The sequence below is a fragment of the Citrobacter sp. R4 genome (assembly GCF_026719175.1).
Taxonomy (GTDB): Bacteria; Pseudomonadota; Gammaproteobacteria; order Enterobacterales; family Enterobacteriaceae; genus Citrobacter_A; species Citrobacter_A sedlakii.
Window position 1 is genome coordinate 1 of the sequence record NZ_JAPPSU010000003.1, and the last position, 22,693, is coordinate 22,693.

General features: G+C 50.3%; 18 protein-coding genes and 2 pseudogenes. All 20 read right to left on the reverse strand.

Annotated features, from left to right (window positions below; genetic code table 11):
- Positions 1–410, reverse strand: a pseudogene (locus OOJ60_RS08765) (contractile injection system protein, VgrG/Pvc8 family); the annotation flags it as partial.
- Positions 411–473: 63 nt separating this feature from the next.
- Complete coding sequence (locus OOJ60_RS08770) at positions 474–1,028, reverse strand: hypothetical protein (protein ID WP_200034453.1); 555 nt, start codon at positions 1,026–1,028, stop codon at positions 474–476.
- Complete coding sequence (locus OOJ60_RS08775) at positions 1,018–1,902, reverse strand: glycine zipper family protein (RefSeq protein ID WP_042284636.1); 885 nt, start codon at positions 1,900–1,902, stop codon at positions 1,018–1,020. Before OOJ60_RS08775 ends, OOJ60_RS08770 begins: the two co-directional genes overlap by 11 nt.
- Positions 1,903–4,360, reverse strand: a pseudogene (locus tag OOJ60_RS08780) (type VI secretion system Vgr family protein).
- A 4-nt stretch (positions 4,361–4,364) separates the two neighbouring features.
- Positions 4,365–4,862, reverse strand: coding sequence for a type VI secretion system lipoprotein TssJ (tssJ, locus tag OOJ60_RS08785; protein ID WP_205612411.1), 498 nt, complete (start codon positions 4,860–4,862; stop codon positions 4,365–4,367).
- A gap of 78 nt (positions 4,863–4,940) precedes the next feature.
- Positions 4,941–5,675 (reverse strand): hypothetical protein, encoded by a 735-nt coding sequence (locus OOJ60_RS08790; RefSeq protein WP_205612412.1) that lies wholly within the window; start codon positions 5,673–5,675, stop codon positions 4,941–4,943.
- Positions 5,659–6,186: a hypothetical protein gene (locus OOJ60_RS08795; protein ID WP_205612413.1), complete on the reverse strand. Its 528-nt coding sequence runs from the start codon at positions 6,184–6,186 to the stop codon at positions 5,659–5,661. The genes OOJ60_RS08790 and OOJ60_RS08795 overlap by 17 nt, the downstream gene beginning before the upstream one ends.
- Positions 6,171–6,980, reverse strand: coding sequence for a hypothetical protein (locus tag OOJ60_RS08800; protein WP_205612414.1), 810 nt, complete (start codon positions 6,978–6,980; stop codon positions 6,171–6,173). The genes OOJ60_RS08795 and OOJ60_RS08800 overlap by 16 nt, the downstream gene beginning before the upstream one ends.
- 38 nt (positions 6,981–7,018) lie before the next feature.
- A complete protein-coding gene (locus OOJ60_RS08805) occupies positions 7,019–7,504 on the reverse strand; it encodes a DUF4123 domain-containing protein (RefSeq protein ID WP_205612415.1) in 486 nt (161 codons plus the stop codon).
- Positions 7,497–9,827, reverse strand: coding sequence for a type VI secretion system Vgr family protein (locus tag OOJ60_RS08810; RefSeq protein ID WP_205612416.1), 2,331 nt, complete (start codon positions 9,825–9,827; stop codon positions 7,497–7,499). The genes OOJ60_RS08805 and OOJ60_RS08810 overlap by 8 nt, the downstream gene beginning before the upstream one ends.
- Before the next feature lie 4 nt (positions 9,828–9,831).
- Complete coding sequence (gene tssJ / locus OOJ60_RS08815; protein ID WP_205612417.1) at positions 9,832–10,356, reverse strand: type VI secretion system lipoprotein TssJ; 525 nt, start codon at positions 10,354–10,356, stop codon at positions 9,832–9,834.
- Positions 10,357–10,512: 156 nt separating this feature from the next.
- Positions 10,513–11,595, reverse strand: coding sequence for a type VI secretion system baseplate subunit TssG (gene tssG / locus OOJ60_RS08820; protein ID WP_205612418.1), 1,083 nt, complete (start codon positions 11,593–11,595; stop codon positions 10,513–10,515).
- The gene (tssF, locus tag OOJ60_RS08825) at positions 11,559–13,328 is read right to left on the reverse strand and encodes a type VI secretion system baseplate subunit TssF (protein WP_205612419.1); all 1,770 of its coding nucleotides are present in this window, start codon (positions 13,326–13,328) and stop codon (positions 11,559–11,561) included. Before tssF ends, tssG begins: the two co-directional genes overlap by 37 nt.
- A 33-nt stretch (positions 13,329–13,361) precedes the next feature.
- Positions 13,362–14,969: a type VI secretion system protein TssA gene (gene tssA / locus OOJ60_RS08830; protein ID WP_205612420.1), complete on the reverse strand. Its 1,608-nt coding sequence runs from the start codon at positions 14,967–14,969 to the stop codon at positions 13,362–13,364.
- A 124-nt stretch (positions 14,970–15,093) separates the two neighbouring features.
- Complete coding sequence (locus OOJ60_RS08835; protein WP_205612421.1) at positions 15,094–18,465, reverse strand: ImcF-related family protein; 3,372 nt, start codon at positions 18,463–18,465, stop codon at positions 15,094–15,096.
- Complete coding sequence (locus tag OOJ60_RS08840; protein WP_042284651.1) at positions 18,458–19,666, reverse strand: membrane protein; 1,209 nt, start codon at positions 19,664–19,666, stop codon at positions 18,458–18,460. The genes OOJ60_RS08835 and OOJ60_RS08840 overlap by 8 nt, the downstream gene beginning before the upstream one ends.
- Positions 19,667–19,668: 2 nt before the next feature.
- Entirely contained in the window at positions 19,669–19,932 is a 264-nt protein-coding gene (locus OOJ60_RS08845) for a PAAR domain-containing protein (RefSeq protein WP_042284655.1), read from the reverse strand.
- A 353-nt stretch (positions 19,933–20,285) separates the two neighbouring features.
- On the reverse strand, positions 20,286–20,618 hold the full coding sequence (locus OOJ60_RS08850; protein WP_205612423.1) for a hypothetical protein: 333 nt from the start codon (positions 20,616–20,618) through the stop codon (positions 20,286–20,288).
- 571 nt (positions 20,619–21,189) lie between these two features.
- A complete protein-coding gene (locus tag OOJ60_RS08855) occupies positions 21,190–21,720 on the reverse strand; it encodes a hypothetical protein (protein ID WP_205612424.1) in 531 nt (176 codons plus the stop codon).
- A 112-nt stretch (positions 21,721–21,832) separates the two neighbouring features.
- Positions 21,833–22,669: a hypothetical protein gene (locus tag OOJ60_RS08860; protein ID WP_200034488.1), complete on the reverse strand. Its 837-nt coding sequence runs from the start codon at positions 22,667–22,669 to the stop codon at positions 21,833–21,835.
- Positions 22,670–22,693: the final 24 nt, after the last annotated feature.

Consider the following 22,693-nt stretch of genomic DNA (forward strand, 5'->3'; position numbering starts at 1 on the left):
CGCTCGGTGTAAGGCATGCCCCATACCGACACATGCAGGCGGGAATCCCGGGCGCCCCGGAAGGTCACAAGCGTAAGGAGCACGCCCTCTTTCAGCGCGCTGATGACATCGCCCTGCGGCTCCAGCACCTGCCCCGGCGCGAGGTGTGCAGCATTGCTGAACAGGTGGATACGGGCTGATTTATTGAGTTCCCGCTCATGGTGAAGCCGGGCATAAAACGCGCCGGATTCGGTTTCCGGCTCCGGGCTGGTGTCATCACCCGCATCGCGATAAGGCACTACATAGCGGTAATCCTCCCCGGTGGTGACCGCATCACTGCGCACGCTGACTGTCGCATCCATCGGCGTGGTGGCGGTCCGGTAGTTGTAGTCCCGCGTGGTGACGGTCCCGGTGGCGATGTTGTTCCAGGTTAGACTCTAACCAATTTTCAAACTCAAATTTCTAGCACGGGGAGACAATTCGGTTAATAAAAATTAACCATGAAGTATCAAAAATTCTCTCAATTCACTAGATATGTTATTACGATCTAAGTAATTAGCTTTCTCTTCTTCCGATAGAGATATCCAAAAAGGAGACCAATAAACATTCCACCACATTTCCATCTGCCCTTGCAAACTGCCCACTGACTCAAAATCACAATATGGGAAAACAGTATCGGGGGCGGGTGGTTCAATGTGCTCATTGCACAGGCTTTTAATAAAATAGTTATCGTTGGTGATTATATCAATCACTGTTTGACCAAGCTCATTGAATTTAAAATAATGCAAGGCCTTCTCTTTATAATGCAAGCATTCCTTTTCTTTGGTTATTTTTTTTCGGAAAGAAGACTCTACTATATTTTCTATTATTTCTACATCACCAGGTTTAACCATAAACCTTGATGAATATGCATATACATTGTTGTCTTCAAGAGACAAAAATAATGGATATATATTTTTAGGTTTTGACAAGACTTCAAAGCCAGGGTATGGGTAAATTTTCTGAAGGTTATTCCCTTTTCTAAAAAAACCAAACAAATTAATTTTCATCTATGTAATCCGCAATCCAGTCTGCACCATAATACCCAGCAGCGCCGAATATTATTCCACCAACAAGTCCTGTAATAACTGCACCTGGACCTGTTTCCACTCCCACTGCCGCACCAGCAACGGTTCCTATTTTAGCTCCAGCGACAAATCCGCCCCAGCCACCTGCTTGTCGTATAACTTCCGCGCTGATAGGTTTTACACTGCCGGTCTTTATCGATTTTTCAGTTGCTTGTTCAAGATCATACGCTGTTAACACTATACCTATGACCTGAACTACGCGACCAGCTTTCGCCATACCTTTTACTAATCTAAGAGATTCTGGGGTAAAAATGGCTTTCGCAGGTATTTTTTCACCTTTAATCAAGATTTCCTTATCAACATCTCTTACATATGCTGCAATTTTATCGACACGTTTAGCCAAATGCGGATTTTTAACTTTGTATTCATCAAGTGCTTTCAAAATTTCATCAGTCGTGACTAACTCCGCTCCTGATTTTAATGCTTTTTCGACATCAATATATATTGACTTACCGTCAAACCTAGGGGAGCCCTCAGGAAAAATAGAACTTGTAGAGATGTAAGGTGATTTATTTTTACCCATGACATGTTCAGCAATACTAACTGTTGAGTCATAACTTTTGGGAAGTAAGCCATACCGTTCAGGATCTGTCTCAGAAAGTAATCTTAGTGGCGATAGATTCATTTGGGATAAATAAGGATTCGATGTCGAGGCATATATTTTTCTAACAAGAAAACCGTCTTTCCCTGGCTCATCGACAACGATAAAGAAAAACGCACGAGCTGGCATTAACATACCAGTTACATCGTACGTTGAATGTGGAGTATCATTAGTTAAAGTTGAATGCTCAGTCATCTACCATCTCTCCAGAGCCTGGACACCTAGCCAAACGGTAAGTTTGGACGATTCCTTTGAAAAAACACGTTTGCATAGACCTTGATTGTCTGTGATACCTTTAAATGTTTCACCACTTTCACTAGAGATAAAATACGGAACATTGGCCATAGGCTTACCACTATCATTTAAGATCCGGAATTGTTCATCGAAGAATCCAATCCTGATTAAATCTTCAACTAATGGCATTGATATTGATGACGTTGGTGTTGAATTTGCACCAGCAAACATCGTCCTTTTCACTTTGCGCATATACGTCGCCGTCGTACCATACTCGACCTTCCCGGCCTCAAGCTTCAGGTAACTGCCACCACCAATCAGCGTGATGCGCTTCTTCCCGGCAAAGGAAATATCACTCGCCGAACTCATCGTCAGCTTCTTCTCAGCAAACAACCGCAGGCTGCCGTTCTGCGCCTGGACCTCTACCGGCCCTTCGCCGGATTTCAGGTTCAGCTGGCCGGTGCGGGCAAAAAGCCCCAGCCTCTCTCCGGCCAGCGCGGTCAGGTTGCCCATTGTTCCGGTGCTGATATCCCCCCCGGCGTTGATGACGACATTTTTGCAGATGCTCACCGCTGGTCAGCGCCATCCCTTCCGGGGCGGACATCAGCAGCGCCTCATTGAGAGGCTTCAGCCGCTGCGCAAACATCTGTATCTGACTGTCCACGTCCGCCTTCAGCGCCTGCGCCTGTTCTGCGGCCATTTCCAGCTGCTGCAGTTGCTGGTTAAGCCGGTCGATTTCCTTCAGCGCCGCATCCATGTCCAGCGCGTCACCCTGCGCTTTCGGCTGCGCATCCGCGCTGACAAACAGTCCCTTCCCGGCACGGATTGCGCCCCACTCATCGGTGCGCAGCTCAGTGCCCTGGCCGCGACGTTGTTCCTGGCTGTCCACCAGGTGTCCGCTGTTGAGCTGCGTCTTACCGTATTCCGTGGCGAGCTTGATGTGCTCCTCACCACGTTTGTCTTCCATCCGCAGCTTGTTATTCGCCGGGGTGCGCAGTACGTTGCGGGTGTGATTGTCCCGGTCCACGAGGTCGGGATGCTCAGAGTCGTGCAGCGCATACGCGATGTACGGCAGGCCGATATCACCGTTACTGTAGGCAATCGCCACTTCGGTTCCGTTGGTGAGCGGCGTATGCCAGCCCAGCGTTTCACCGGCATAAGGTTTCGCCATTCGCAGCCACAGGTAGCCGTAGCCTGGCTCTGTCCCTTCCCGGTCGAAGTCCGGCTTCACCCGGTAACGCCCCTGCGCGTCCAGATGAGCGTAAATATCGTTCTTCTCCCGACTCTCAATCCGGGCCGGAAGCGTGCCGTGGATTTCCGGTCGCGGGATTTCCGCCGGACGAAAACAGTAACGCTCGGTGTAAGGCATGCCCCATACCGACACATGCAGGCGGGAATCCCGGGCGCCCCGGAAGGTCACAAGCGTAAGGAGCACGCCCTCTTTCAGCGCGCTGATGACATCGCCCTGCGGCTCCAGCACCTGCCCCGGCGCGAGGTGTGCAGCATTGCTGAACAGGTGAATGCGGGCCGACCTGTTGAGCTCCCGCTCGTGGTGAAGTCGGGCGTAGAACGCGCCAGATTCGGTTTCCGGCTCAGAGGTGGTGTCATCGCCCGCTTCGCGGTACGGCGCTGCGTAGCGGTAATGCTCCCCGGTGGTGACCGCATCATTACGCACCCTGACCGCCGTATCCATCGGCGTGGTGGCGGTCCGGTAGTTGTAGTCCCGCGTGGCGACGCTGCCGGTGGCAATGTTGTGCCAGGTCCGCACATCCCAGACCGACTCCGCCGCGCCGTCAAACAGACCCGATGGCTCGCGGTACGGCAGGCGGACGTCAAAGCGGTAGTTCAGCTGGCTGTCGGCAAATATGTACACATCCATTTCACGGGTGTCGTCCATCTCCGTGCGCCAGTAAATCCCCACCTCAGACAGAATGCGCTGGATGAACTGTAAATCCGTTTCCCGCCACTGGGTGATAAGTTCACGCGGCGGGTAGGTACGCTCCAGCCTGAATTCAAAATCAGGGCCTTCCAGTCCGTGCTTACGCAGCACCTGCTCCACCACTTCAGGGACGGACTGATTCTGAAATACGGCGCACTGCCGGGTGTATCCCAGGAGCGCCAGGCGGGAACTGAGCGTGAGCCGGTAGTGGGACTGGTCTTTTGATGTGGACAGCCATTCCAGGCGGGTCACAATGCCGTGGACATTTTTGCCGCTACGCATCCGCAACGACGCATATTTCATCAGCACCTGTTCCGGGGGAATATTTGCATGCAGGGAGGTGAACTCGATGTCCCATATGAATGGTTCGCTCAGGGCTTCCCTGCCGCGAAAGCGCAAAACATCCGGCCTCACTGTACTGTCATTGATATCCAGAAAGTAACGGGTCTGTCCGTCAAAAAGCGCTAACCAGTTATCCATCACGTCACTCCTTTACCGGCACAAGGCTGAGCCAGCCATCACCCAGTTCAATCGTGCGGGGTTTGTCCGGGTCGAGGTCGTCACGGGTCAGCACCAGCCGCCAGCGGTTGTCCTTCATATCGGGACGGTTAAACAATCCCACCACCGCCACGAACAGAGCGTCCTCATCCATGGGCATATTGAGCGTCACGCTGCCTTTGGGCATCACCAGCAGATCTTTTGACGCCAGTACGTCGTCTTTAAGTACCGTATCGGCCTTGCGCAGCAGCGTCTGGTAATCGGCGGCATCAACCGCTTTACGATCCCTGAGCTGATAAACCCGCACCATGGTCGCCAGCGGCGTCTGTGCGCCATCGGCGTTAATGGCCGTGCGTGGAGTAAAATCCAGATGCAGCGTTTTAATTTTCCTGTAGAAGATGGATTTCGTGATGCTGACCGTACCGTCCGTGACGGTCTGCGTCAGGCCGCAGCCTGCGAGCGCTGAACAAAATGCCGAAAGCAAGTATGCCTGAAAGCGTGCGTATTGCCTGAAAACACAACCAGATACGGGGATACTTACCCGAAATCTGATTTAATAATTCTATAAAACCAGTGCATTAATGAACCGTACAATAAATCCTTTGGATTTTAATATATAAAAGTCATCATCATGAGCATCACTATTGAAAATATTCTCATTCTGATGGAATAAATCGTTTTCAAAACCATGCCCGATAACAAACATTAACATAATATATATAGCTTGTATCTTTGACCTAGTATTATCATATTTGAATTTTTTAGTGCCCAACTCTATCAGGGCATTTATTTTATCTCGCCCCAAGAATTCGTACTTCCGAGGGTGAATATCACATAATAATTTATGCATACTTTCTATAAAATTAATTGTATGTATGTTTGAGAACATCTCAACTTCTAACCTGCCAAGAAAGTTTTTTGCATATTTTCCATCTTCCCCAATGACATTCTCGATATAGGTGCTAAATTTTTCATGAAGAGATAAAGATATTTCCAATTGATTTTTCGTCGAGAATTGGTCTGGCTTAAAACTAAAATCTGAGTACATTGGATCAGTTTCAAACTCAGAACCTAGCGTAACAGCCATATCGAAGTAAAGCTGAAGGGGACCACGTTGAGTAACCTTTGACCTCCCTGCCGTCTCAATTAGTTTTGCAATATTAGTTCTTAATGTTTTTTCATGCAGTGAATCATATATCAACGGAAAGATAGATTTACAATGTTTCACTAGTTCACTAGCATAAGAATTAGATGAGTACGAATCTAACAATGCGAGTTGCTCAGCGTTTATCTTCATTTAGGTTACTTCCTTTTATAACCAACTTTGACAGAGAAATAAAATCACCAATTTCCTTTTCCTTATCTTCATATATTTTGGTTCTAATCTTGAAATCAGCATCAACATTAAGATTTCCATCACTTATAAATGGTGAAATATCTCTATCCAAAAGAGTCCAGGTAAATTCAATATTTCCACCTTCAGGGATGTAAGTCATTTTTTTCTTTAAATCCCAACAAACTAGATTTGGCTTGAGTGGCATGCTCTTTTTATTGCCACGATCAGTTAATTTGATACTAGGTCCAGTTTTCTTAATATATTCCAGAGGAATATAGTAACCTTTGGAATATATATTCTGAAAGCTCACAATGACAGGAATTTCACTCTGATTATTGTATGTACATTCTTTCTGACCGCTGCAACTAACACTAATGGTGAAAAAATTATTATCTGTCATTTTTAAATTCTCTGCTAAAGAAATTGATGTATATAAAGGAGTTAATAAGCTTAATATTAGACAATATCGCATACTATCCTCCTTCCTAAACCTCGTTCATTAAAAATCTCATTCGCTTCAATAGCTATAAGCCATCCATGTCTTTTCAGAATAATAGTATTCCCATATGCAGCCATTATCGTTGAAGCTGGGTCACTCGGATCTCCTCCATTATAGGGAACAGACATTGGTGTATCAAGAGTCCCATCCGGTTTATAGTATACTACTTGATCATTCTCTTCCGCGTCAGGATTGTATCCATATTCATCAGGCAACCCATAGCAATGACCGAATTCGTGGGCATATGTCCATGGACCAGTATCCTTCGATACATCGAGAACATTTCCCGTGACTCCTTCACGATCATATTTATCGTGAATTTTGAATATATAGTGTTCATCAGACTTAACAAATAGTACCTTAAACTCAATTGGTAATATTTTAGTACCACATTTAGGGTCGATAACCTTTAATGAAAACTGATTATCCCAATATTTCTTGACCCCTTCTAATAATGATTTTTTAGCTTGTGTAACAGATACGTTATTTACCGCATCATCTGACTCAATCTTGAATCTGATCTCTACAACAACTATATTTTTTGTTTTGCAGAGGATACTTAATTTATACTGAACTGTTCCAAAATTATAATTATACGATTCGCCAGCCGCGTTTAACTGATCCGAATACCTTTTCCCAGTGTGTACTTTAATCTCCTTTGTATAATCCTTACTCCAGCAAGAAGCACATGGTAGCGTAGCACTTATTGCAGGGTCTTCGCACCTAGCCACTTCAGACGGACTTTGAACGCCTCCACTTATTGCCATTAAATAAATCCTTTTTTGTCAGAATTACGATTCGAAAGTTACACAATGTAATGATATTCATCTTCGTATAGAAATCCCCACGCGACTATTCCAGTTGTAAATAACTGAAATTGTTGTTTCGTCAACACATCAGGCAAGTAAATAAGTACACGCGGATCATAATATCGCAGCATGCCTATTTTATTATTTGGTAGGATAACCTTTAAATTCCTATTTAAATAAAATAATAAGTCCCCAGTATTCAATGAGCTTAACAACCAAGAAACTGAAGGGTATTTCAGCTCAAGAGTATTTATTTTTCCCAGCCAGTCTTCACCTAAGATTGAGATATTAAGCAACCAAGGACCTGCAAATGCAAACCTTTTATCTTCAGAATGTTCGAATAATGATTTAACACCGTTAGTTTCATATAACTCATCTGAATACAATCGTTCATAATATGCGCCATCAATAAGGGCATATAGCTTTCGTGAATTATCTTCACATTGCAATGTGTACATATATTCAGTCATATCATTAATCATAATTACCCCCCCCAATTACTATTGGCGCACCATTTTCCGCAGCTTCAAGAAGACAACTCAGACATATTCCATTCTGACTAAAAGAGGGCATTAAGCTAAGAGATGATGGCCCCGCCGCCATCGTCCGCTTCACTTTGCGTATATACGATGCTGTCGTGCCGTATTCAACCTTCCCGGCCTCAAGTCGCAGGTAACTCCCCCCGCCAATCAGCGTGATACGTTTTTTCCCGACCAGGGAGATATCACCCGCCGAGCTCATCGTCAGCTTCTTCTCTGCAAACAGCCGCATACTGGCGTTCTGTGCCTGGACTTCTACCGGCCCTTCTCCGGATTTGACGCTCAGTTGACCGGTGCGCGCAAACAGCCCCAGCCTCTCTCCGGCCAGCGCGGTCAGGTTGCCCATTGTTCCGGTGCTGATATCCCCCCGGGCGTTGACAGCCACATTTCGTGCTGCACTCATCTGCATATCTTCACCGCTGGTCAGCGCCATTCCTTCCGGGGCCGAAAAAAGCACAGCTTCATTGAGCGGTTTCAGCCGCTGTTCAAACATCCGTATCTGGCTGTCAACGTCCGCCTTCAGCGCCTGCGCCTGTTCTGCCGCCATTTCCAGCTGCTGCAGTTGCTGGTTAAGCCGGTCGATTTCCTTAAGTGCGACCGCCATGTCCAGCGCGTCACCCTGCGCCTTCGCCTGCGCATCCGCGCTGACAAACAGTCCCTTCCCGGCACGGATTGCGCCCCACTCATCGGTGCGCAGCTCAGTGCCCTGGCCGCGACGTTGTCCCTGGCTGTCCACCAGGTGACCTGTATTCAACTGGGTTTTGCCGTACTCAGTGGCGAGCTTGATATGCTCCTCACCACGTTTGTCTTCCATCCGCAGCTTGTTATTCGCCGGGGTACGCAGGATGTTGCGGGTGTGATTGTCCCGGTCCACGAGGTCGGGATGTTCCGAGTCGTGTAGCGCATACGCGATGTAGGGCAGATCAATATCACCGTTGCTGTACGCAATCACCACTTCGGTGCCATCGGTGAGCGGCGTATGCCAGCCCAGCGTTTCACCGGCATAAGGTTTCGCCATCCGCAGCCATAGATAGCCGTAGCCCGGCTCTGTCCCTTCCCGGTCGAAGTCCAGCTTCACCCGGTAGCGCCCCTGCCCGTCCAGGTGAGCGTAGATATCATTTCTCTCCCGACTTTCAATCCGGGCCGGAAGTGTGCCCGGGATGACCGGACGCGGGATTTCCACCGGGCGGAAACAGTAACGTTCGGTATATGGCTGGCCCCAGACTGACACATGCAGACGGGAATCACGCGCGCCCCGGAAGGTTACCATCGTGAGAAGTACGCCTTCTTTCAGGGCCTTAATGACATCCCCCTGCGGCTCCAGCACCTGCCCGGGTGTGAGATGGGCAGCGTTGCTGAACAGATGAATGCGGGCTGATTTGTTGAGCTCCCGCTCGTGATGAAGACGGGCCCAGAACGCGCCGGATTCGGTTTCCGGCTCCGGGCTGGCATCATCACCCGCGTCACGATATGGCGCGGCGTAACGGTAATGCTCACCGGTGGTGACCGCATCATTACGCACGCTCACCGTCGCATCCATCGGCATGGAGGCAGTCCGGTAGTTGTAATCCCGCGTGGCGACGGTGCCGGTGGCGATGTTGTGCCAGGTCCGCACGTCCCAGACCGATTCTGCCGCGCCGTCGAACAGACCCGATGGCTCGCTGTACGGCAACTGCACATCAAACCGGTAGTTAAGCTGGCTGTCGGCCAGGATGTACACATCCATTTCACGGGTGTCATCCATCTCCGTGCGCCAGTAAATCCCCACTTCAGACAGAATGCGCCGGATGAACTGCAAATCCGTTTCCCGCCACTGGGTGATAATTTCACGTGGCGGGTAGGTGCGCTCCAGTCTGAATTCAAAATCAGCGCCCTCCAGCCCGTGTTTACGCAGCACCTGCTCCACCACCTCCGGCACGGACTGGTTCTGAAATACGGCGCACTGCCGGGTGTATCCCAGGAGCGCCAGGCGGGAACTGAGCGTAAGCCGGTAGTGGGACTGGTCTTTTGATGTGGACAGCCATTCCAGGTGGGTCACCATGCCGTGGACATTTTTGCCGCCACGCATCCGCAACGACGCATACTTCATCAGCACCTGTTCCGGGGAAATGTTCGCATGCAGGGAGGTGAACTCGATGTCCCATCTGAACGGCTCGCTCAGGGCTTCCCTGCCACGAAAGCGCAGGACATCCGGCTTCACCGTGCTGTCATTGATATCCAGAACATAACGGGTCTGTCCGTCAAAAAGCGCTAACCAGTTATCCATCACGTCACTCCTTTACCGGCACGAGGCTGAGCCAGCCATCACCCAGTTCAATCGTACGGGGTTTGTCCGGGTCAAGGTCATCGCGGGTCAGCACCAGACGCCAGCGGTTGTCCTTTTGGTCCGGACGGTTAAACAACCCCACCACCGCCACGAACTGAGCATCTTCATCCATGGGCATATTGAGCGTCATGCTGCCGTTGGGCATCACCAGCAGCTCTTTTGACGCCAGCATATCCTCTTTAAGTACCGTATCGGCCTTGCGCAGCAGCGTCTGGTAATCGGCGGCATCAACCACTTTACGATCCCTGAGCTGATAGACCCGCACCATGGTCGCCAGCGGGGTCTGGGCACCATCGGCATTAATGGCCGTGCGCGGGGTAAAATCCAGATGCAGCGTTTTAATTTTCTTGTAGAAGATGGATTTCGTGATGCTGACCGTACCGTCCGTGACAGTCTGGGTCAGGCCACAGCCTGCGAGCAGACCGCAGGCAATAAGCGTCAGCGCCCACCAGCGGGTTATTGTTGCCATTCAGAAGTTCCTTTTATCCCCTTCATACTTCTGATTGCAGATGCGTTGGCTGCACGCACTCGCCCCGGTCACATAGTTGTCTATGCTCCCGGGGACTCATGCGTTTGCCGCCTTCCTGCAATCAGAATTATTTTGGGGAGAATTAATGATTGATGATTAGTCGAAACGGTAATGCCCGTCTTCAGCGGGGGGGAAGACAGAACATTGCAGCCCTTCATAGCAGCCCAGACTGACGGTCAGGCTCTCCCGGCTATTACTGAGTTTTCCCGCTTTCAGACCCAGCAAACCGGTACGGCCCAACTGGATACGCCTGCCTTTACCAAGACGGGGTTCAGGCAACAAGCGAACGGGCACTGTAAGACGCAGTCGGGCATCACTACGGTGACCGAGATAGACGCGCATCAGGACCAGCAAGTCGGTATAAAGAACACCACCGGGTAACCAGCCTTCCGCTTCGTTCGGATCCTCTGTTTCCAGTGTCACCAGGACCCGACTGCATGCTTCCTGTGCCGTTTTGCCCAGCGTGGCTCTTTGCGAAAGACGGACCCGGTTTCCGGTACCCAGACCACTGCGGTTATTAATATAGACTTTCACCGGATCGGGTTCGGTGATAATAGCCCGGGTATGTGGCGCCAGCAGACTGACCAGAGCCCGAATGCCTTCAGCATTACGGGTGGGTAATCGCATGGCGCCCAGTAAGGCCAGAAAGCGTGAAACCGGCGTTGCCACATGTTCAGCCGTGCCTGGTATACCGAGTCCGACCAGTCCCAGCAGACACTGCGATGTGGCATCGCGCCCACCTTCCTCGAAGGTGGCCGGATACGCATATTTTCGCCAGATACGGTAGTATTGCGTGGTGATGCGGTGGCTGAAAATGTCCAGGAATGAGGTGACCGCCTCGTGTCCTTCACGGCGCTGCGCGATATCATCCAGATATGCGCCCGGCAGCGGTGAATCCACGCCGTACATGCCCAGAAAGGTGGTACGCACGGTCGGAGGCAGCGCGGGATTTTCTTCATCGGTCTCCACCGCCCGCAGTTCGGAGACCGGGAACCCCATTCCGGGCCAGGGTCTGAAGCGTACCGGGTCGTTGCCCGGATGGCTGGTAGTACCCAGCTTTGGCGCGTCCGGATTTTCCTGCTCCAGCAACTGGCAGAAACGATAAAAGTTGGCCCGCCAGATGTTTTTATTGAGTGTTAACGTCAGCCCGGTACGTGCTGGCTGTGATTCTCGCGCCATCTCAGTCGTTTTCCTGTCGGTTGCAGTACCAGCGTGAGCTGGTTAAAGAGGTGGATATCGGCATAGAGCGCGAAGAACCGGTGCAGCATCTCGCCGAAAAGATTCACATCGCCCTCGCCTGCAAAATTATCCATATTCAACGTGATCTCTATATCCACCCCGCGGAGCATAAAACCCTTCTCAAACCGGCGGATCAGGGTGTGCTTCACGGCGACGATTGCTTCAAGTCGACGCCGGTTCATTTCATCGTCGGTCCAGTCATAGAGTGCCAGCGTGCCCCGCAGAACTTCCGGATTGTCCATCATGCTGAGGAAATTTGAGCCGAGGTGACTCATCACCCGCCAGTGAAAACGATCGTTTGCCGGGGGATACAGCGGCATCGTCGGTGCTGTCACATTCAGGACTCTGACCGGGACTTTACCCGCCTTCACCACCCTGTCCAGCAGGGTACTTTCCAGTGCCTTACGCGGAAGCTGGCCGTTAGTCCCGGTTATTCGCATCGAGAGAGATTCCGGTTTTTCGGACAGTTGCTCCAGCTCGAACGAGCGACCGCCCAGAATTAACCAGGTGTCATACAGACCCGAGGGACCGCGTTTCACGCGGGTGTGGAAATAACGCTCAGGTGCATCGTGACGCATCATACCGCCCCGGTGCCGGAAGCTGGTGAACGGTACCCAGGGATGTTTGCCATTTTTCAGCGCGCCATGGATATCATCGACGCTGTAAATCTCGGTATGACCATCCTGAAGACGCAACGGCCTCAGCAGGTATTCGTTTTCCAGCGGGTTAAGCGTCAGCGGATCGGCCTCCAGGGTAAAGAGATTGATGACCGGCGCACAATGCAGCCGGAAGTTTTCTGTCTCAAAGGGCAGATCGGACGACCAGGCTTCACTAAGTACAATATCGATTTCAAACCAGGTGCTGGCCGCAGTGAGCCCGATGGTGTCAAGTCCTCGCAGCTCAACAAACATAAACTTTGGACGGAAGCTGAAATATTCCAGCAGCAGCTGGTATCCACTGAAAGCAGTATCTGCTTTCTTCCACAGGCCATCATTGTCATCAAAGCCCATGGGTTTGCACCAGCCATCAAACCGATGGCGTTCGGTGTACGTCCCGGCATGGCGGGCATACATGGCGTGTACACGACGGGTCATTGCCAGATGCAACGCTGAGCTGACCGGACTCTCTGCGTTAAGAAAAATGGCGACTTTGTCGATCCCGGCCTTACTCCAGTCCACTTTTTCAGGGCATTCGAAGCGCAGCCGGATGGCTGAGCGGCCATCGGTTTCAGTTTGCAGGCGCGCGTCTGCAAGGTGCAGCGGCTGTAGCGGAACATCGCGGGTCGTCCGGTACTGACAGGCGGTTTTATGTGGCCCGACAGGGCGTGACAGCACGGAAAAGCCTTCCGCCAGCATTTCGGCCTGACGCAGGCTGCGCCAGTCAGGTGAGAACTCGACGATGGCCAGCGACGGGATAGTCCGCATATAGTGCGGCCACAGCAGACTTACCAGCCCTTCGGTCAGTTCCGGAAGGTCATCGTCCAGCTTTTCACGTAGACGCCCCATCAGAAAAGCAAAACCTTCAAACAGGCGCTCTACATAAGGATCGCGTGCGCCGGGCTTATCCAGATTAAGCATTGCAGCCCGATCCGGATGGGCACGGGCAAATTCTTTACCGGCTTCACGCAGGTAGCGCATTTCTGCTTCGTAATAGCGCAGGGTTAAATCATCCATGCACGGAATTCCTGAAAATTATTAAAAAGAAAATTAGCCACAGAGCACCATGGCACGGGCAGGGTCGATGGCAATAAGTCCGGCAAGTAAAGCCTCCATCTCAGGCATCAGACGGGCTTTATCGGATTCGCTGCGACCAGCTTTCAGGCGCAGCAGTTTCAGGCGGCGAGCCTGGACTTCAAACAACAGAGCCGGTTCCCAGTCTTCCAGCGTCAGCAGTGGCGCACAGGTTGTCAGTTCGCCAAGCAGATGAAGCGCCATTTCGTTTCGGCCATACTGCTCTGCCACCCGGGCCATCAACAGGCGTATCAGCCAGCGATGGCGTGGTGTCTCCATCCCCGGTCGGGACTGTAGCCAGACAAGCGCCGCTTCAGGCCCTTCCGTGTCTCCCTTCTCCATGGCTTCGGACTCAAGAAGCAGCACATCGCCAGCCTGACCATTAACGACGGTAGCGGGTTCATCTCTGTACATCAGGCCATCTTCATTCACCTTTTCAGCAATCCAGGCGGTGGTGACTTCGTCGGCAAAGGGGGTACCGTCATTCCATGCCAGCCCTTCAAGGCCCGGGAGGCGTTTAAGTAGCAGCCGCAGGTCGAACAGGACGGAGTCAGCCCAGGTATCCCAGGGCTGACCGGCATGGCTGAGCCCCTGCCAGAGATACCACTGGAGGTCGAGCCAGAAGTGATTCACACCTTCGCAATACATCTGGCTGGCCTGCTCAACCAGTTCGGTCCAGTTTTTCTGAAGCCAGAGCCGCTTAAGTTGAGCGCGATACTCGGGTTTCGGTGGTACCAGGCGGGTGCGGCCGCTACTGTCCAGCGAAGGGATCTGATCGACCGTATCCCACCGCACGGTTTTTATCAGCCGATGAGAAGCCAGCCAGCCTTGCGGCTGCTCGCTCAGCCAGCGGGAAAGTAACCTGGCCTGGTCGAGTAAATCGCGGCCAGATTTCACCGCTGACAGTTGCGGTGAATCCGAACGGGCTGATTCACGCACGTGCTCCTGGGTGCTGCTGTTCTGGGGGACCAGTGCTTCCATGCCGCCTGAGCGTGCCAGACGGTTTTCAAGAGCGGTACATAAGCCTGCGAAAGAAGGTCTTTCAGCTTCCGGCCAGCCCGAAACTGTGGATTCAAGCAGGTTTATGGCGCCTGCCGTCAGACCAGTATCAGTACTGTCAACTTCCGGCCATAACTGCAGTGCATCAATCACTTTTGCACTGTTCAGCCACTCCAGAGCAGCTTTACGGGCGGCGGGACGCTGTGGGTGGCATGACTGCCCGTAACGGGCCAGCATCGCGACAAGAAGCAGTAAGCCTTCGGCCAGCCCTTTTTCGCCGTCGCGGCTGAGCCGGGCCTGCACGTACCAGGTCACCACACGAATATCTTTGGCGCATTCGCAGAGGCACTTCCGGGCCAGATCGCACAACAGCGCTGAATCGGTACCTGAAAGCTTATTAATCTCTTCACGCATCAGTTGAAAATTATCATCGTATGCGGGATCGTCCCCGGTTTCAGACCCGGAGGTAAAGGGATGTAGCCAGTTATCCCAAAGCGACAGAGCGTCATTTGCCCGGGAGATGAGGCGCTGCCTTTCTTCCTGGCTGGTGGCGCAAGCGGTTAACAGATCATCCGGTGAGCTCATTCTTTTTCCCGTTTGTTAGTCTCTTTCATAAATCTCACGACCACTTCCAGAGAGTCGTCGTCCTTGCTATTGACGATTTGCCGTGGCTTCCATTTCAACAACAAGCATTTACCTATATCAATCGCTACTGAAGCTCTTCTGCGCCGGCGGCGACGCTGAAGATAGCGTCAGGCAACGTGAATCGTTGAAGCTTCAGTAACGCAAGAGGGCCATTGCCGAGTTCGCTGCGCATCACAAACTTCAGAGGATTGCCATCAGCAGTGATCCACACCAGTTGCGTACGGCTGGCATCGAGAGGTGTGATTTGGGCTTTGTCCAGCAGGCGAATGAACCCCCAGTTGCCCTGGTTACTGGCGTAGAGCTGCATGCCACTGTTGACGCTGCGCCAGCTTAAATTCACGCCCGGGTAATACGTGTTTCCCGGCCAGGTAAAGCTCTGCCAGCTTTCCATCTGGTTGAAGTAGTCCAGATTCTGTTCATCAAGAGTCAACTGCACTCTGGCTACATCTCTTGAAGGGCGTGCCATCAGCTCGAAATGAACACCCGCATCGCCCTGAGAGAACACGATATCTGACAGTTCCGCCAGTTGGTTAATGGCCCGGAGGAAATCCGGGCTGACAACCATCCCCTGACTTGCGGAAGGATCAACGACCCAGCGATTCCCCTCCTGATGAAGGATCCCGCCAAGGTTAGTTTTCAGGAAGGTGGTGATTCGACCCGAGTCGCTACGCAGGAACTGAGCCAGCAGCGGCAGGGAGGCATCACTGCCGGTGGCTTTAAATGGATAGCGTCCCGCAAAGGCCTTATTCCACTGATCGACAATGGTCGACTGCCAGCGGGCATTGAGGCTCCCCGCAGCCGGGGTAAGAACCTGCCGCCAGGCCAGATCCAGTGGTTGCACAAACAACGACTGGCCAAATCCGTTCCATTCCTGCCCCAGGCTCGCCGCTACCAGACTGCTGTAGTCGCGGGTGTCAGTCAGGTCGATGGCTTTACCCTGGAATACGGTCTGGGCCAGCATCTGCGACATTGCTTGCGGGTCCGGAGCGCTGGTGACCTGCTGAAGTTTCAGCCGCACCTGGGTAACGCGGGCCAGCCAGGACTGGAAACTGAGATTCCCGTTGGTACCGGTACCCTCTTTACCTTCCATCAGTCCCATAAGTGGCCCAAACACCCCGTCGAGCGGGCCTTTAGGCCCCTGAGCCTGCTCTATAAACTGTTTTGCATTTTTTTTCTGACCGATCAGTTTTTTCGCTGAATCCACTATCGAGTCGGCCAGCGCCTCCCCCTTCTGCCCTGTTTTCCCCTGCCAGGACAGTGTGTTCATCAACGCCACCAGCGGCGACTGGCGGACATCACCGATCAGGCTGAGCTGGGCAATCGCCTCAGAAAGTGACGTGGCTTCCTGCCACTGAATGCTGTTGACCATGTTTAGCCAGGCATTACCAAAATCGGTAAAATAGCGTTCTGTCAGGCGAGCCTTCAGCGCGTCCGGCGAGATATCGCTTCCTGTCTGATGGGTTTTATCCGTCAGGACCCAGTCGATTTCGTCACGGCGGGTTTTGACGACCTCGTTAATTGCATCCTGTACCTGCTCTTCCCAGGCCTGACGCGTAAACATTCCCGGGACGACTTCGTCAGTGCTGAATACCGTTGAAGCATCGGTGTCGCCGGTCATATCGGCAAGCGTTAAATCTGGCCAGTTGCTGGCCACGCGCTTAAGCATCTCCTGGTATAACCCGGACTCAGCGTTCCGCTGGCCTATTTGTTTAAGCAGGATCTGACGGACTGTGCTGATTAATTCAGCGTCAGGCTTAATTTTCCATTCCGGATGTGCCGGGAGGTTTTGCGCATAAAAACCCAGTAGTTTCGGCGCCATTTCCTGCCACGAGCCATCCGGCACACTCTGGCGTTTCGGCCATGTTGCCAGCACGTTTTTTGCCAACCAGCTCGCGTCCGCTTTGTCGGGACGGGCCAGCATCAGATAACTTTTGAGCACGTTGTAGGTATGCTGTGTGCCCTGCGTTCGGGCATCACTGGCAGGAGGAAGTTGCACAAAGGCATTCAACTGCTGCCTGAGATGGTCTGCGGTGGCATCCCTCATCAGTTGCGAATTGTTCTTCGCATACAGCGGCCAGAGTGCGGCCAGCGTGTCGCTGTCCTGGTTAAGACCAAAGCGGGTGTACCACGGCGCGCCGGTTGCTTCACGATGTTGCAGACGGGCGATAGATTGCTGTAGTACGAGCTGGTTATGCAGGCGTTCAGCCAGGGGTAACGTTGTATCCGCTGCCTGCCTGGCTGTCTCCTGCGCCTGAAATATCTGGGTGCGATTAACAATGAGGGACAGCAGTGTACCGGCCCCCCACAGGACAATCAGGGAAAGCAGGATTAATCGCAGCATTTTCAGCCAGTCAAAGCCCAGCTTCCTGCCGCTGGCGGCGTCACAGTCGTCAGTAACGGCTTTCCACGTCGATGTGTCGATGCGCGTGTTCGGGATCGAACCGGCAACAGCCAGTTCAGAACTGAACATGACTCCCCGTAAACGAAAGGCCGCAGACCCCTGCATCAGTCCGCTGAGCAAAACGGTCAGACTGCCTTTCAGTTCGCGCCGCAGGCGGGAGGACAGCTGCAGCAGGCTGTCATGTGCCGGATTATTCAGTATCTGTGCTATACCGGCTTTTTGCAGGCGTTGCGTCAGTGTGGCAAGCGCCTCATCCGCCTCTTTTACGGTTCCCCCCGGTCCGAAAATAACCCCTGTTGCAGCGGTTTCCTCGTCCTGTTGAGCGCCCCTGGCTTTGTCAGTCAGCCACAGCCAGACAGGCGCCTGCCAGCCCAGCAGGTGGTCTGCTTTCTGGCGGCACCGCAAAAAGGCGTCCCGTTCGATATCAGTCGGGAGAGCTGAGGTACTCATCACCTGAATGATGCCATCAACCGGATGGCCGGAACGCAGGCGTTTCAGTTTTGAAAGGAAGATCTCATCCGGGAGTGACTGCGCGTCGCCGCCATAAATCAGCACGTTGCCGTCGCCTTCCTGCCAGAGGTCATGACACAGACCCGGGGCCGCATTGTGGACGTCGTCCGGATTGCCCATCACCAACAGGAGTCGTACTTTACGCTGCCAGCGGCGCCCATAGCGAAAGCGCAGGTGCTCGGACAGGGCTTCTTCGCTGAAGACGGGGCCATTGTCCTCATCTTCACTGGCAATGACATTTGCCGCCGGGGTAGCCATCTGACTCTTTTTTTGTCCCCAGTGGAAATACAACCCGGATTTACCCGCGAATTCGAATAACTTTTCTGTTAGCCAGCCGACTAAAAACATCGCGGCAATCAGGATGGCGCAGAGTGTGAGTATGCGCTGGCCGTCATACGGTCCGAATCCGGTGGCCGAGGCCACGTTTTCCGGAAAGGCATAAAACAAAAATGCCACAATGACCGTCAGGAAAAACGCGACAGTTACTACTGAGCCGATGAGTGTTTTAACTTTTACCTTAGACATTCTCAGGCGTTCCCTTGCAAACTTCTTCTTTGGTGATGACCGCGACCCAGATATCGTCTTTGTCAGCGGCGGGTTGCGCGGCGATAACCTGTGGGCCATTATCGCTACATGCAGCAGAGGCAAGAATAATAGCCAGCCAGGGGGCGGCGCGTTCGGCATATCCCAGAACGGGATCAATACCATGATTGTCTTTTGACAGGCTGAATCTCACCCCGTTATCTTCACAAGCCATATTCCATCCACTTCCACTGGATAGAACTGGCCCTGTATACCAGGCCGTTTTTAGTGCTTCAGGTGCTGTTGCGGCCCATAAAAGCGCCCTGTCCAGCGTTTTTACGAGCCGGGTTTCCTGACCCTTTTCAGGGCGGTGGAGACAGACTGCATCAGGATACCCCACAGCCTTACGGTTGCTGAGTACCAGAAGGGTAATGGCATCGGCGTCGCCTTCATCAGGCTGAGCTGGCAATGAAAACGTCACTCCTGCAAGAATGCCTGCCGTGTCCCAGCGCTGATCGAGCCAGGCATCGAACGCCGCCATACCTTTGCCCGAAAGGAGCCTGAAGCTCCGCCCGGTTCTGGCAGCGAGTTCATTTCTGAAGTGCTCCTCCAGTCGGGGGCGAATATCGTCATCACAGTCCAGCATCAGGCAGCAAGGGATATACTCCGGCAGGGTGTCGGTAATTTTTTGTACATGGGCGACGAGTGTTGACGTCGCGGAGATGAGCTCTGCATCCAGATTTGACTGAAAACTGGCTAAGGCTGCATACCTGACAGCGGATTTAGAACCACGTGGCGTGGAGGCCTCTGAAGCTGAAATGGCGCGATCAACGGCTTTCATCAGTGCACCAGGACTATTTCCTGAAATGTGTTGAACGCTTGACTCGAGTATCCAGGCACAGCGCTGACCCCGACAAATTTCGCGCTCAATAAGCGCTTCGCGCTCCACATTCCGGGATTCAGCCCCCACCTGCTCCGCTTTGTATGCAAGCCGGCGCAGGGAGAAAAACAGTCCCCAGAGACAGAAAGGCAATCCCAGCGCAGTAAACCAGAAAATAAAGCCAGTGCGTTCTGTCGTCCAGTTCCAGAACGTTAACGCAATCCCTCCTGACAGGATAAATGCCAGGAACAGCAGCCAACGGCGGGTATCGGGTCGGGGAACCTTCGCCGCCTTTTCAGGGATGGTATCGAGCAGGACAGGCATACTCAAGCAACCTTTGCTGGAGCAAAAGAACTGATCAATGTGCATCCACAACCACATTTATGGCCGTGAAAGGCAACCGGGATCCCGTTATCAAGATAATCAGGGTTACCTTCGATGATAATTGTCGGACCATGTCCAGGTATCGGGCAGGAAACCATATCACCTTTACGCGCCACGCCAATCCCGCCAAATATCATGGTGCCAGAACAGGTCATGACTGAACCGCCGTGAGTGGTTTTGTCGCCTTTTCGAATAATTTGCAACATTTGTATCTCCATTAATTTATTGTATACAGGACAGAATAAATTAATATTTATTACTCAAGTGTCTCAACCCTGATCCAGAAAATAAGAGGTGAGCCTTTTTAGAAATTTTATGTTTTCCTGCTAGGAACCATGATTCTCAAGTATGTATTTTTTTACAGAGAACGCGTTTTTATACTTAAATGGATTATTTTTTGCATTATAACCAGATAAATTTAAATCTTTGTCTAAAATCGCATTAGTATGAATATTCCCTTTTTTATCATATGTATATCCATATACTTTATAGTAATCACCTTCGTCAATGCTTCCTCCCCAGGAGACCAGACTAATGATATTCATTTCTGAATTAATATTCATAAAAAAACTGTGCGAACTGAAGGTGCCACATTATCATGATTTTCTATTGAATCAATTATTGTTTCACCATGCACATCTTCACGAATAAAATTCAAAGAGTCGGCTCTAACATACTTAATAGATACATTATCTATTCCTTTTAGACTAAAAGGACCTTGCTGTATAGCCTCAAAATATACAATATAATCCTTTTTAGTTGACGGATCGTTTTTTAAACCACCACTTGTACGATTACAAACAGCACTGTTTAAGCTGATTGGGTCAATCCATTTTTTACCCACGTGACTATATGACTTTGCAAAAACTATATTTAGCTCACTGTCCAGCATATATATATTATCAAACGATAATGGCCCATCAGCAGATGGATGAATCCATACTTAATCTAATACCAGTCACGCCCCCCATTTACATGGAAAAGTATAATATTGTTTTATCGTGACATTATTGGAATCACCTTCAAGACCCACGTCTATATTTTTAATTTTATTATCGTTTTGCACTTGCAATGAAAAATATTTGATATCTCCAACTTAGTCAGATGATGATAATTTAAAATCTGTTGCATAAGATAGTTTGGTGGAAAAAATAAATATCAACACCAGTATTTTAAAAAATCTCATCAAAAATGCCCTCTTGCAGGAATCTTATTAAATTATTATATCTATCTTCATAGTGGTTATCATAAAGATTAACAATTCGTGTTATTGAGTCCGACACCGTTCTACCAATCCCATTATCAGCTCTACTATATAAATTATTCTGATCCCAAAAGTACAAAGCAGACCTTGCTGCATAAACAGTTTCAACTAATAAATCCGGACTGGATTCAAAATCAACACGTTCTCCCCAAACTCTTTCGTGATAATTTGTAAAAGATCTATAATTATTCTTGAAGGTTCACTGTTTCATTCCTCTTCCACGATATCGCCATCCATCTCCACTTGCAATATCATCATTCCCCTCTCGACCACCATATGCCCTGTTCGCAATATTTTGTTTATTTGCGGCTTGCCTTCCCGGAATATAGCCATCCGTTTGAGCATCTTGAGGGTGATTACGATAATATGCGAATTTATCTATAAGCACTTGTGGTCTGTAGTTAAAACCCTCATTTAAATTGAAAGCAGGCCCTACTTCTTGATAAATTTGAGCGAAAAAATGATATAGTCTATTTTTGGTATTAATATTACAGATATCAAATTTATTTGAAAATTCTTCGGCAACAACATCGAGAACAGAGTCAGAAACATTTCTTGGATCAGACCAAATTCTCCTGAGCATCTCTCGTGTAATTTTGGTTTTCCCTTTCTTTATAGCGTGTAAAAACACTACCGGATGCATATGCCACAACTCCGGCCCCAGCGCCACGTCTTTTTCACACACCGCCTTCATCCATGTCATCTTGTCCAGAAACGCTTCCAGATGCATCGCCCTCTTCCTCTGAGAATGGCCTCTGTATTTATTGATATTAATAAAAACAACGAATTATCTCATTAATAAAACCAGATGCCAGGCGTTTTTTGTGACACGACTAAGGCAACTAATATTGTGTATCCGATTCGATTACTACTTCAGTACTATTATTTTTAGACTTAACGAAATAGCGGACAGACTCATTTTTTTGTTCAATTATTATCTCTAGCGTGTTGCGATCAGTCCATTGATAAATGATATATCCTCCATCAACAGGGTATTTAATATTTTTACTCGGCAACTTTTCCTTTAACGCATGCTGATAATGACTGAGCGCACGAATATTGGAATACACTTCAGCTATAGATTTATGACTAAACTGACAGCTATATTTACTTCTTCCATCGTAGGCCGCGCCTTCCGCAGCGTCTTTACAGTATTGCCAAAAATCAATTTTATCTTTATTCCCCGAAGTTACATTTCCAGTTTTTTTCTTCATGAACACCACATAGTCTTGTTCAGAGAAAAACAAATTCCCCTTAGCCTCTATGAGTTCACTGTACGGTTCGGGACATTCTTCACCAGGCCTAAGAGATGTCAGGACAATAATATCATCCGTCAGAGGCATTCCTTCCTGTGAAAATAGTGCCTTATACATTGCCACCGTATCTTTAGAGTAAAAATAAGAAAGCAATGTTTTATTTATTCTGACGAAGTCGATAGAGCAGATATTCCCTTTTTCCAGTAGGGAATTATGAATGGTGAGAATGTTTGAATCAGTGACGATCTCGACCTGCCGAAACTGCGTTGTCAGATTGCGAACCCTGTCCGCATCCGTCATTCCTAAGACAGTAGAACTGGAGACTTTATCAAAAACCCATACATCCTTTGCCTCACTCACCTGGATGCGAGCGCTAAATGATAAAACAAAGAGGATGTAAATCCATAATAGTTTTTTATTCACAATAGCATTCCTTGTATTACATTC